A 12963-nucleotide genomic window follows, 5' to 3' on the forward strand; every position below is an offset into this window, starting at 1 on the left:
AAGCACACTATCATTTTAACAGATGCATAAATTTAAATTCAGAATACTATTCTTTTCTTTAGTTTTTTTTCCTATCACAATTTTGCTTGGAATTTGGCAGATAAATAGAGCGGACGAAAAAAATAACATCATGGATCAATACGCAGAGCTTATTAAAAAACCACCTATTCAACTGGCAAATTCTTACCAATATAGCAACTGGGAGCCCGTATACGGAGAAGGCGTTTATCTTGATGAGATTATTTATGAGGATAATGCAATAAGCAATGGTAAGGCCGGATATAAGGTTTACCATTTATTTGAACTAGTCACTGGAGAGAATATATTTGTTAACAGAGGATTTATTGAGAGAAAGCCAATGAAGAACGATCTTCCAGAGGTTTCAGTGCCCGAAGGGCTTTTCTTTATACAAGGCAACGTAATGCTTAAGCAAAAGAATGCCTTTGCGAAAGAAATAAATGAAAGCGATTCGAGAATTATTCAAGAATTTAATCTTGCAAATATTAAACGCAAAAGAGGACTAGAAAATAAAGAAATTTATGATTTCTTGTTTAATTTAGCTCCATCAGACCCATTTAAGCTTGTACCAATCGAAAAGCCAATAAGCATGAGTGCAAGCAAGCACATAGGATATGCAATTCAGTGGTTTGGCTTAAGTGTTGTTTTAGTTGTAATGACGCTAATTGCGTTTTTAAAAAAGAATGAATAAAGGAATAGGTTTAGCATTAGTTATTTTAATTACCCCTTTGGTGGTAATAACTGCTTCTACGCTTACCTTTTACTTGGGTTATAAACCTACAAGCACTTCAAACAATGGAGAATTGATTGTGCCACCCCTCGAAACAAATCTTTTTAAACTTGAAAATATTAATGGAGATTCTTTCAGCTTCAGAAAGGGAAAATGGTACCTAGTTTATTTTGATAACTTTAATGATTTAGAAGCCTCAGAAGAAAAATTGAAATTTGCCTTCAGTATAAATACAACTCTTGGCAGAAAAATGAATAGACTTAAACGAGTTGTTGTATTAAGAGAAGATTTCAATTCTAAATCAATTAATAATTTATCTGCAAAATTTCCAAATGTTTTTTTTGTTAAAGATATTGATCGAGAATTTGAGGATTTGCTTTTGAATGCTGGTATGAACCCTTTCGAAAATCAATCTCTATTTTTGTTAGATGATTTTTCTTTTGTAATGGAGGAGTTTAATAAAGAGCTTAATTTTAAAGAAGTATTTGAGGACATAAAAACTTTATTATGAATATTTTCACAACAAAAGTTTTATCAATTTTAGGAGTTTTTCTCGCTTTTATTGTTATTGGTCTTGGAGCCTGGACCCGTTTAGCAGATGCTGGACTTGGCTGTCCTGACTGGCCTGGATGTTATGGATTTATAACTTTTCCAACTACTAGTCAGGAAATTGAAATGGCAGAACAGTTGTATCCGGACTCTCCTGTTGAAATTGACAAAATAATTCCTGAAGTAGTGCATAGATATTTTGCTGCATCTCTAGGTCTTCTTGCTATTTTTCTACTTTTTATATCTATTAAAGAAAAAAAACATATCCTTACTTCATCTCTGTTGCTTGCAATAATCATAGGCCAAGGAATATTTGGTTATCTAACTGTGAGCTTAAAACTGCATCCTTTAATAGTCACCACACATCTTTTTGGAGCAATGATAACTACATCAATTTTTCTTGTTATTTTTTTAAGGTCACTCAAACTTCAGCACAACTTCGAAATTCTTAAAGCAAATAGACATTTAATAATGATTGGTTTTGTTTTAATTATTTTTCAAATTTTTTTAGGAGCATGGACATCAACAAATTATGCTGCGAGAGCCTGCTTAGATCTACCATATTGCCAAGGCGAATTAATACCTAATACAAATTTCAAAGAAGCTTTTAATCTATTTCAAACTATTGGTCCTAATTACTTATTTGGACAAATGAGCAATGAAGCTAGGGTTGCAATTCACATTACACATAGAATTGGTGCAATAGTTGTTTTTTTATATTCTCTTTTTCTTATATTTAAATTGAAATCAAAAGAAACCTTACCTGTGTTAGGAGCTTTTGGTGCAATTCTTTTTCTTCAAGTTTTCTTGGGCATAAACAACGTTTTAAGCCATTTACCTTTGTGGAATGCTGTAGCCCATAATATTTTTGGCGTTATGTTGTTTCTGTGCATGATTGTTATTATGTATTTGAGTTATAGAAAAGTTGATGCAGCTAAATAGATATCTTGATCTTTGTAAACCAAAGATTGTTCTTCTTTTAACACTAACAGCATTAGTGGGGATGATGCTCTCAACAAATTTCTATAATGACGTCATTTCAGGTCTTGCAAGCTTACTTGGATTTGCATTCTTAGCAGCCTCATCTGCAGCTTTAAATCAAATTTTTGATAAAGAAACTGATAAAAATATGCAGAGGACAAAAAATAGACCTTTAGCATCAGGAAACATTACTTTGTTAAATGCTTTAATTTTTACATCTATACTTTTATTTCTTGGTTCATCTCTTATGCTCTATTTCTCCAATATTTTGACATTATTAATAACTACTTTCGGTTTCATTTTTTACAGTTTGATTTACACAATTTATTTGAAATGGGCAACTCCGCAAAATATTGTTATAGGAGGATTATCAGGAGCATTACCTCCTTTAATAGGATGGACAGCAGTGACAAATGAAATTTCATTACTTCCACTAACACTCGTTTTAATTATTTTTCTTTGGACTCCTCCTCACTTTTGGCCTCTAGCAATAGATCGAATTGATGAATACAAAAAAGAGGGTGTTCCAATGATGCCAATTGCTAAAGGTGTGGCAAGAACAAAAATTGAAATGGTAATTTATGCTGTTCTACTATTTGGTGCATCGCTTGCTCCATTTCTTTATGGGCTTACTGGAATTTTCTACTTAGTTTCAACATCTTTACTGAACATTTATTTCATTTATTTATGTGTTGCGTACCTTAATGATCGAGAAAATGTACTTTCTATGAAAATTTTTAATTTTTCTGTTAAGTATATGTTTTTGTTTTTTTTAGCAACTTATATCGACTTCTTATTAATGCTGTATGTCTAAAAATAAACTTACAATTTTATTATTTGCCATTGTTATTTCACTAACCTCTTATTCATTTTGGCGAATAAGCTTACCTAGAGTGCTATCTATCGAAGAGATGAAAGTAAATGGGTTCTATAAGTATGGTGATTCGCAAGAAGTAAGAGAATTTGAGCTGAAAGATCACAATAATAATATTTTCACTAAAAAAAATTTAAAGAAGCATGACATCAACTTCATATATTTTGGATATACTACGTGCCCGACTGAGTGTCCGGTAATGATGTCTGTAATGAGACAGCTTTTCGAAAAAATTGACACAGATGATATTGCATTTTATTTAATAAGCTTTGATCCAGAAGTTGATACTATTGATCGGCTTAAGAGGTACGTAACTGCGTTTAATGAAGATTTTATTGGAGTGTCTGGTGAGCAGTCGGAAGTCTTGAAATTAGGCTATCAACTTGGAATAGAAAAATTAGAACCCATGCAAAATCATATGAGTCAAAGAGTAATTTCGCATACTAATCATTTAGTTCTTGTAGATGATAATGCAAATATTATGGGGATATTTAAGGGGCCATTTGACAGTAGAGCTATGTCGTTAGTAACTAAGTCTTTATTACAAACAAATTAAATTCACATTAAATTCACATTAATAATCTAAAAATTTTTAAAAATAGTTTTATTATTAAAAAAGGAGGAAATATGAGAATTATTTATTTATTTATTTTAACTTTTATTCTTTTTCCACTTTCAGCTGATGATCATAAAGTCAAGCCTGGTGGTGAGGTAGGAGAATTTCACTACATAAAAGCAAAAAATCCCTTAGCAATTGTTGCAGCAACTGATAAGTTCATTGCTTCTGATTGCGGGCAGAAATGGCAAGCAAAATCACGAGGGTTAGTGTTGATGCAGCTGGATGGTTCAGGTATGTCACACTTTTTTTATTCAGGTTTTGATGACTATGAAAGCATGAATGAAGCAATTCAGTTAGCAAGTAGTTGTGCCGCAGGTCTTGAATTTGTCCAAGCAATTGGTGATGCCTCACATGGAGAATATTATTTCAATAGAATTGGCGAACTTTCACTTCAAAAAGGTGATTGGACAAAAGATAGCGTTTTCTTGAAGTATGATCTTTTTGTTGATCCAATGAAAAGGGGAGATTATGCAAAGGCTTGGAGTTCATTAGTTGAAAGCCAAGATACTCCTGGTTCATCAGGACTTGTAACTCATGTTACTGGTAACGGGCGTGTATCACATTTTGCGTTTAATGGCGGCCCTTCAATACCAGAATTGATGTCAGGATCAGAGGATACCTTTAGCAGTAAAGAGTTTTTGGAATTTGCAGCTGAAGTTGATGAATACAGAACTGTTGTTAATGTAATGATGGTTACACCTGTAAAAGCTTGGGTTAAAGAGTAATTCTTAAAAGGCCCTGTTTAACGGGGCCTTTTATTCATTTGTAAGAACTACTTTTCCTATTACACCTCTATTTCCAATAAGATTTATTGCTTCAACGGCTCTCTCCATTGGAAATGTTTTTGAAACTAGGGGTTTAATTTCACCATCTTTAAGCATTTGATTAATTTCATTTAGATTTTTAGTATTTAAATCAGGTTCACGTCCAGTAAAAGAACCCCAAAAAACTCCAACTAATGAAGCTCCTTTCAAAAGTGAAAGATTTATTGGTAATTTAGGTATTTGTCCAGCTGCAAATCCAACCACTAAATATCTTCCTTTCCAACCAATGGACCTAAATGCTGGTTCCGTGTAGCAATCACCAATTGGGTCATAAATAATATCAAATCCACCTTTTAGACTTTTTGACTTAAGCTCTAATGATAGTTTTTTTGATTCATCTTTATCTTTGGGACCCTCTCCATATATAACAACATCGGCAGCACCGTAATCACGACAAATTTGAGCCTTTTCTTCGTTTGATACACCTGCAACAACTCTTGCTCCTTTCGCAACTGCAATATCTACAGCAGCTAATCCCACGCCACCAGACGCTCCTAATACTAGTAATTCATCATCTTTCTTGAGTTCACCTCTTTGCATAAGGGCATGATAGCTGGTGCCATATGCCATTTGGTATGATGCAGCCATTTCGAAAGATGTGTCTTCTTCAATTGCAAAAGTCCCAAGTTCATGCATACAAATCTCTTCAGCAAAAGCTCCATATGCAGACATAAAATAAACACGATCACCCTCTTTGAATTTTGTTACATTTTTTCCAATTTTTTTTATTACGCCTGCTCCCTCATTCCCTGGTGCAAAAGGAAATTCAGGCTTAAATTGATAAAGGCCTTGAACAATTAAATAGTCAGGGAAGTTAAGAGCTGCAGCCTTAACTGATATTAGTACTTCATCGTCCCCAGGCTCAGGAGAGTCAATATTTTCCCAAACAAGATTTTCAACCGGACCGAATTCTTTACAATGCAGAATTTTCAATTGATTTCCCCTCTATAGTTTTCTAAAAAAGTTTCAAAATCTATCTTATCTTTATTTTGCTGATCTAAGTATTCTTTTTTGGATGTTTTAGCCTCTAAGGACATCTTTTTTGAAAATTCTTTCGAAAGATTTAAATTCTGTTTTTTTGATTTGGAACTTATAAAATTCACGATTGAATTATTTGATAAATCATCAATAATCTGAGTGGATAGTGGCACTTCATTTCTTCTATAAAATTCTTTAAACATATTTTTATGGTTCTCTTTTAAACCAATTTCGTTTGATAGGCTTTCAAGTGATTCTAATAATTCTTGTGTTAATGCTTTGATATTTTTTTCTGCATCACCCTTTTCAAAACTGCAAATCAAATTACAGTCCTGACCAGATTCAGAGGCTCGCCTTATATTTTCTTTGATCTTGATTTCTTCGATAGGATCTATTTTCTCATTACCACATAAAATGCAATATATTGACAAAAGTTCAAGAAACTCAATTTCAATTTGAGATATTCCATAAGCTGTGTAAGGGTTTAAATCTATAGATCGCAACTCAAGATACTTTATTCCCCCTTTTTTTAACTGATTATATTGACGCTCATTTGTTGTAAATTCTCCCTTTGGCCTTATGTGATTATAGAGTTCACTCTCCATTTGAATTGTCCCATTATTTATTTGTTTTGGATTTGCTAGTTCAATTTCAATTTCTTTAAATCTTTTATTCGGAACATTTATGTAGTACTTAATTATTTCGAGATAATCTTTTAGTGAATTGAAATTAATAAATTTCTGCTCTTGCTCCTCTGAGTAATATCCTAATTTACTTACTCGCAAAGAAGTAGCTTTGGGTAAATAACAGTCTGTTTTATTAAGAAATTCTGCATTTATATCTCTATCCTTAATAAAAGATTTGTGAGCAACAGGAGATGCCCCTATGACTCTTAAAACCTGGGGAAAAATACGAAGAAAATTTCTGCATGCGCAGAGATAGATCTCATCTTTGTCTCCACCAAGAAAATCAATAACCGAGCTTGAGAAAGATATATTAAAATGAATGCCTGCTGTACTTTGCATCTTATCTCCATATCTATTTCTTAAACCCAACCTGTAAAGATAGGCCAATTTTGATTTATTTATATCACCAGAAGGTGGAAGAGTAATGTACTTTTTCTTAAACTTCGGCGGCATTGAATAATTCCACAAAAAATCATCCTCAATTTGCTGCTCTAAATACAAATGAAGATCTTTTAGAAATTTAAATAATTCCAGATTATCCTCAAAAGGAGGCGTAACAATTTCAAAGTGAGGCTCTGAATAATCAAGTGTAATGTATTTATTAAAATGATGACTGCCTAGATTACTAGGAAATTTGTTACCTGAAATTTTGCCTTCTATATCTGTTCGAAGATTTTCTTTTTCTAACCCTTTATATGTCTTTTTATCAGATGCTAAGAAAGCTTTAACTTTATCTCGGTTGATTGCAACCATGAAATAATAATACTTATTATTTTGGACCAGAAGCAAGAATCTCTTCGCTTACTTCAAATTTTTTGATGTTATCTTTAAATCTTTGTGCTAATTTTTCTGCTTCAGAGTCATACATATCTTTATCTTCCCATGCCTCTCTTGGGTTTAGATATTTTTCATCTACTCCAGATATTTTATTCGGAATTGTTAAATTCAAAGATTCCATATGATAAGTATCACTATGATCAATGGCATTGTCTTGTATTGCTGAAATAATTGCTCTAGTTACAGGAATAGGGAATCTTTTTCCTACTTCATATCCTCCTCCTGTCCAGCCAGTATTCACAAGATAAACTTTTGTATCCATTTTCTCTATTCTTTTGATCAGCAAATCTGCATATACACCAGCAGGTCTGGGAAAAAAAGGAGCTCCAAAGCAAGTTGAAAAAGTGAAATCCATGGACTTTGTACTTCCCACTTCGGTAGAGCCCACTTTAGCGGTATAGCCACTCAAGAAATGATAAGCAGCTGAAGTTTTGTTAAGTATGCTTACCGGCGGTAACACTCCTGATAAATCACAAGTTAAGAAAATAATATTATCTGGCTCTATTCCTTCATTTTCTGGAACGCTATTTTCAATAAATTCTCTTGGATAGCAGCATCTTGTATTTTCTGTATATTTATCACTATCATAGTCAGGGTTCCCTTGAGCATCGGTATCAACATTTTCTAAAACACTCCCAAACTTAATTGCATCCCAAATCAATGGTTCATTTTCTCTGGAAAGTTTTATGCACTTAGCATAACAACCACCCTCAAAATTAAAGACTGTTCCATCTCCCCATCCATGCTCATCATCTCCGATAAGTGAACACTTGGGATCTGCAGATAGTGTCGTTTTGCCTGTTCCAGATAAACCAAAAAATAATGTTGTACGTCCATCTGAGGTTTGATTTGCTGAGCAGTGCATAGGAAGAACATTTTTTTCAGGTAATAGAAAGTTTTGCACAGAAAACATAGACTTTTTAATTTCACCAGCATATTTCATACCAGCAATCAAAACTCTTCTTTTATGAAAATTGATTATCACACAACCATCAGAATTAGTTTTATCAACTTCAGGATCACAAACAAAATTAGGTGCTGAAATTAACTGCCAAACTTCTTTATTTTCGGAGTTATATTTATCAGGAACAATAAAGATTAATTTTGAAAAGAGAGAATGCCACGCTTTTTCACATTTTACTTCTACTGGAATATAGTGATCTTTATTTGAACCAACATGAACTTCTGTTTTATAGTGTTTTTTATTACTTAGATAATCTGAAACTTTATCCCATAGATTATTAAAATCATCTGAATTAAAAGGTTGGTTGACGTTACCCCATTCAATTTTATCTCTAGTGCTAGCTTCTTCTACAATAAATCTATCTTTTGGACTTCTTCCAGTCCTACTTCCAGTTAAGGCAAGAAATGCGCCGTTGCTGACAAGTTTTCCTTCATCATTAGCAACAGCCTCTTCAATAAGTTTAGAATTAGATAAAATTTGTTCTTTTGACATTAAAGGTAGCCCAATACTTATTTAGTCATGTTTGTAAAAATTAAAAGGTATCTTAACAGTATTAATAAAATCATTGAAGCAAAATAGATAGTCGACCATTCGGCAATATTTAAAGATAAAAACGTCCAAACTTCTTCTGCACACTTGCTGCTACCAATGAAGATTTTTTGAATACCTTCAAAAAATGGATAAATATTAAATATCACATCAAAGGGCATGTCACATAAGCCATCAGGCAGTTGATCCTTAGGCAAATTTTGTAGATATATTTGTCTACTTCCTGCTGATAGACCTATAGTCAAAGCTAAAATTCCAAGAATATCAAAATAAGTTTTTAATATCGGCGTTAACACCTTAATCAGAAAAATTACAAAAACAGTTCTAGCTGTGTAAGATTGAATTAAACATAGATTACACGGCGTAAGGCCCTCTATATTTTCAAGATAATATTGACTTAGAACAACAAATCCCGAGCAAAAAGTAATAAAAAAATCTAAATAGTTTTGAAAAAATGCTTTCACAATTAAGTATTATATATACTTCTATGGATTTTCAACCGAACGTTATTCTAATAGATGGAACCTCATACATTTATCGAGCATTCCATGCATTGCCACCTTTAACTACATCAGCTGGGAAACCTACTGGAGCAACTAGAGGATTTGCAGCAATGTTGAACAAATTAATAAAAACGTACCCTGAAATACCTATGGTTATGGTCTTTGATGCAAAGGGACAAAATTTTAGAAATGATTATTATGAAAAATATAAAGCAAATAGACCTCCAATGCCTAATGAACTTAGACATCAGATTGAGGATATAAAAAAATTATGTGGACTATTTAATTTTACTGTACAGGAAGTTGAGGACGTTGAAGCAGATGACGTTATCGCTACTTTAGTTTCTAATTTTTCTGAAGATAAAATTTTAATATCTTCTCCAGATAAAGATCTAACTCAACTAGTGAATGAAAATGTGATTCAACATAATTCAATGAGTGATATTTTCTTTGATGAAAATGGTGTTAAAGAAAAATTTGGAGTTTTCCCAAATAAGGTTGCTGAATTACTTGCTCTAGTAGGAGATAAATCAGATAACATCCCAGGAATTACAAAAGTGGGAGAAAAAACTGCCGCTAAATGGCTTAATGAATATGGAAGTTTAGATGAAGTTATTAAAAATGCTGAAAATATCACGGGAAAAGTTGGTGAAAATCTTAGAGAGGAAAAAAATGTTTTACAGAGAAATTTCTTTTTGGTCAGCTTAAAAAATGATATTAATTTAGGACTTCAAAAAAGTGATATCTCAATTCCAAAAGCAAATAGTAGCGGGCTACAAGAATTTTATAGGGGTTTAGAGTTCAATACATTTATTGAACATGAGGACAATAAAAGTGCAGGTGTAGAGTACAAGTCTGTAAAATCTCTTGAGGAGCTAGAGAGGCTTTCATCTCAATTTCATAATTGCGATTACTTTAGCTTTGATACTGAAACAACATCATTGGATGTAAATATTGCACAAATAGTTGGTTTTTCTTTTTGCTTTGAATCTGGAAAAGCTTTTTATGTACCTTTAGAACATAATGAGAGCACTGATCTTTCAAAGGATGTTGGAATAAAATGGTTAAAAGAAATCCTTCCTAAAAACTCATCAAAGCTTATAGGGCAGAATTTAAAATATGATTTAGCAGTTCTTTCAAAAGAAGGAATTTACCTAGAGTCCTTTCTTGCTGATACGATGCTTATGTCATACGTATTAAACAGCACTGCATCAAGACATAACCTAGATGCACTTTCTGAGTATTATCTCAATTTTAAAACTATTAAATATGAGGATGTAATAGGAAAAGGAGCAAAGAAATATAAATCATTTGCTGATGTGCCAATTAAAGAAGCAACAAATTATGCTGCTGAAGATGCTGATATAACTTTGCGGTTATATGAAAAATTGTCTGATCTGCTTGATGAAGGAGCTCAAGATATTTTAAAAAAAATGGAATACCCATTATTAACTGTTTTAATGCAAATGGAGAAAGATGGAGCACGTGTAGACACAGGACATCTAAAAAAATTATCAAATAATTTTGGTGATCAACTTATGAAATTAGCAAAAAAAATACATGATGCTTCCGGCTCCGTCTTTAATATTGATTCGCCAAAACAACTTAGCGAAGTACTTTTCGAAAAACTAAAAATTGAAACAAAAGGTCTTAAAAAAACTAGCACAGGATACTACTCAACATCAGAGAGCGTGTTACAAAAATTAGCCAACGAAAATCCTATTGTCAAAGATATTCTTAATTACAGGTCATTGGCAAAACTTAAAAGCACTTATACAGATAAGCTGTCCGAAATTTGTGATGCTTCTTCCAGAGTTCATACGTCCTACCAGCAAGCTGTAACATCAACAGGAAGACTATCATCTTCAGAACCTAATCTTCAAAATATACCTATTAGAACTCCAGAGGGAGTGACAATACGAGAAGCTTTTGTGGCTTCAGAGGGCAAAAAGATTCTAGCAATGGACTACTCACAAATCGAATTAAGACTAATGGCACATTATTCCAAAGATCAAATTATGCTGGATTCTTTTAAAAATAATGAGGACATTCATAAAAGAACAGCATCAGAGGTTTTCTCAGTTGAAATGGAAAATGTAACAGACGAAATGCGGAGAAGGGCTAAGACCATAAACTTTGGTTTGCTTTATGGAATGAGCGCATTTGGTCTTTCAAATCAATTATCAGTATCTAGGGCTGAAGCTGAGGAGTTCCTTCTAAATTACTTCGCCAAATACTCCTCCATAAAGGTATTTATGAAAGATGTTGTGGAACAAGCAAAAAAAGATAAATACGTCTCCACTCTCTACGGCAGAAAAATTCATGTTCCTAATATTGAGTCACCAAATTACATGCTAAGACAAGCTTCAGAAAGAGCAGCAGTTAACGGCCCTTTGCAAGGTAGTGCTGCCGATATTATTAAAAGAGCAATGATTAATATCTTTAAAGAATCTGGAGGCAATGAAAAGGATATAAAAATGATACTGCAAGTCCATGATGAGTTAGTTTTCGAAGTTCCAGAAGATTACGATGAAAAAAATATTTCTTACTTAATTGATTTGATGGAAGAGAGCTCTTCGATTGATGTGCCACTAAAAGTCGAGTATGGCTTTGGCTCAAATTGGCGAGAGGCTCATTAGATTAATTTATCGATTTTTTTTGCTAGGGTCGTTACCAATCCAATATCTTTGTTACTTAAAAGATAAAAGCTCTGAAAATTTTCTTCAAAGTTTTTTGAAACTTCAATTATTTGCCCATTCTTAAGCTTATCTATTTTTGTAAGAACTATATGAAATGGCAAATTGAGTTTGTTGAGATACTCAATCATTTGTATATCAGTTTCTTTAATTTTCTTTGATTTATAAAAGGAATTTGAGTCTATAAATAGAAAAGCATATTTTAAATTTTCTCTCTCTTCAAAATATCTGGGTAATTCCCTCTGCCATGACTTGATTTGAGATTTTGAAATATTTGCAAATCCGTATCCAGGAAAATCAACAATAAAATTATTATCTTTTTTAAAATAATTAAATAACTTTGTTTTCCCTGGCTTCTTACTGGTATAAGAGAGCTTTTTATTATTTGCCAATAAATTAATAGCTGTGGATTTGCCTGAGTTAGACGCTCCTACAAATGCAATTTCCTGACAATTGAGACTTGGTATTTGCTCAAAAAGTTCATAACTAGCAAAAAATTCTAAATTTATAGTATGACGGTCCATATTTCGAAAAAACTTGTTATATAATCATTTTCGCATGTTTAGATTGTTTTCAATAATTCTATTTGCCTTTCCATTATTGGCTCAACCAAAGCTAAATGTCGACTATATTGAAATACCCGAAGGATTAGTCAAAGAAAAGGGTGTAACTGAAATCTTTTGGTACGGTTGCCCAGCTTGTTTAGAGTATGAAAATACTCTTAAAAAGATCAAAGAAATAGATCCAACTATTGAAGTAAACAAAATTCCTCAATTTAGACTTCCAGCAGCAAAAACCTATTACACCATTGAGTCATTAAATCTTGGTGATGAAGTTCACGATAAAGTATTTAAAGACTGGCAGCTAAAAAGAAAACCACTTGGTAGTGACAAAGATGTCGAAAATTTTGCGAAAAGACATAATCTTGATGTTGAAAATTTCATGAGAGTGTACAACTCTTTTAGCATCAATATAAAAGCTAAAAATGCCATAGCTGTTCCTAGAAAACTTATTGAAAATGGAATAGATTTCAAAGGCACACCAACTGTTGTGGTTAATGGTAAATATATTGTGACAAGACAAAGAAACGTGAATAAAGAGATAGAGAATATAATCTTTCTTTTGAATAAATAACTTGAAATAAAAAAATTTAAA

The 12963-nt window shown here is 32.5% G+C and carries 13 protein-coding genes; 8 read left to right on the plus strand and 5 right to left on the minus strand.

Features of this window, described 5'->3' with window-relative positions:
• The first annotated feature begins 22 nt into the window (after positions 1-22).
• The 6 genes from M9B42_00110 to M9B42_00135 all read left to right on the plus strand — a co-directional run bounded on the left by M9B42_00110 (position 23) and on the right by M9B42_00135 (position 4496).
• Positions 23-709: an SURF1 family protein gene (locus M9B42_00110; GenBank protein URQ64264.1), complete on the plus strand. Its 687-nt coding sequence runs from the start codon at positions 23-25 to the stop codon at positions 707-709.
• Entirely contained in the window at positions 702-1259 is a 558-nt protein-coding gene (locus tag M9B42_00115) for a hypothetical protein (GenBank protein URQ64265.1), read from the plus strand. The genes M9B42_00110 and M9B42_00115 overlap by 8 nt, the downstream gene beginning before the upstream one ends.
• The gene (locus M9B42_00120; protein URQ64266.1) at positions 1256-2239 is read left to right on the plus strand and encodes a COX15/CtaA family protein; all 984 of its coding nucleotides are present in this window, start codon (positions 1256-1258) and stop codon (positions 2237-2239) included. Before M9B42_00115 ends, M9B42_00120 begins: the two co-directional genes overlap by 4 nt.
• On the plus strand, positions 2226-3092 hold the full coding sequence (cyoE, locus tag M9B42_00125; protein ID URQ64267.1) for a heme o synthase: 867 nt from the start codon (positions 2226-2228) through the stop codon (positions 3090-3092). Before M9B42_00120 ends, cyoE begins: the two co-directional genes overlap by 14 nt.
• On the plus strand, positions 3085-3708 hold the full coding sequence (locus M9B42_00130) for an SCO family protein (GenBank protein ID URQ64268.1): 624 nt from the start codon (positions 3085-3087) through the stop codon (positions 3706-3708). The genes cyoE and M9B42_00130 overlap by 8 nt, the downstream gene beginning before the upstream one ends.
• A gap of 71 nt (positions 3709-3779) precedes the next feature.
• The gene (locus M9B42_00135; GenBank protein ID URQ64269.1) at positions 3780-4496 is read left to right on the plus strand and encodes a hypothetical protein; all 717 of its coding nucleotides are present in this window, start codon (positions 3780-3782) and stop codon (positions 4494-4496) included.
• Between the two features lie 30 nt (positions 4497-4526).
• Here M9B42_00135 and M9B42_00140 read toward each other — a convergent pair whose 3' ends face one another.
• From M9B42_00140 to M9B42_00155, 4 genes are read right to left on the minus strand one after another with little or no spacing between them, the layout of a single operon-like run.
• On the minus strand, positions 4527-5528 hold the full coding sequence (locus M9B42_00140; protein ID URQ64270.1) for an NADPH:quinone oxidoreductase family protein: 1002 nt from the start codon (positions 5526-5528) through the stop codon (positions 4527-4529).
• Entirely contained in the window at positions 5525-7012 is a 1488-nt protein-coding gene (locus tag M9B42_00145; GenBank protein ID URQ64271.1) for a glutamate--cysteine ligase, read from the minus strand. The genes M9B42_00140 and M9B42_00145 overlap by 4 nt, the downstream gene beginning before the upstream one ends.
• 16 nt (positions 7013-7028) lie before the next feature.
• The gene (locus M9B42_00150; protein URQ64272.1) at positions 7029-8552 is read right to left on the minus strand and encodes a phosphoenolpyruvate carboxykinase; all 1524 of its coding nucleotides are present in this window, start codon (positions 8550-8552) and stop codon (positions 7029-7031) included.
• 17 nt (positions 8553-8569) lie between these two features.
• Positions 8570-9073, minus strand: a complete 504-nt coding sequence (locus tag M9B42_00155) for a disulfide bond formation protein B (GenBank protein ID URQ64273.1) — start codon at positions 9071-9073, stop codon at positions 8570-8572.
• Positions 9074-9096: 23 nt separating this feature from the next.
• On the opposite strand from M9B42_00155, the gene polA reads away from it, so the two are divergent.
• Complete coding sequence (gene polA, locus M9B42_00160; protein ID URQ64274.1) at positions 9097-11751, plus strand: DNA polymerase I; 2655 nt, start codon at positions 9097-9099, stop codon at positions 11749-11751.
• On the opposite strand, the gene yihA is transcribed toward polA, so the two are convergent.
• Positions 11748-12332, minus strand: a complete 585-nt coding sequence (gene yihA / locus M9B42_00165; protein ID URQ64275.1) for a ribosome biogenesis GTP-binding protein YihA/YsxC — start codon at positions 12330-12332, stop codon at positions 11748-11750. The two genes, polA and yihA, sit on opposite strands and share 4 nt — an antisense overlap.
• 34 nt (positions 12333-12366) lie before the next feature.
• Between yihA and M9B42_00170 the strand changes: the two genes are divergently transcribed.
• Complete coding sequence (locus M9B42_00170; GenBank protein URQ64276.1) at positions 12367-12942, plus strand: hypothetical protein; 576 nt, start codon at positions 12367-12369, stop codon at positions 12940-12942.
• The last annotated feature ends 21 nt before the right edge of the window (positions 12943-12963 follow it).

This window comes from SAR86 cluster bacterium (genome assembly GCA_023703535.1).
Taxonomy (GTDB): domain Bacteria; phylum Pseudomonadota; class Gammaproteobacteria; order Magnimaribacterales; family TMED112; genus TMED112.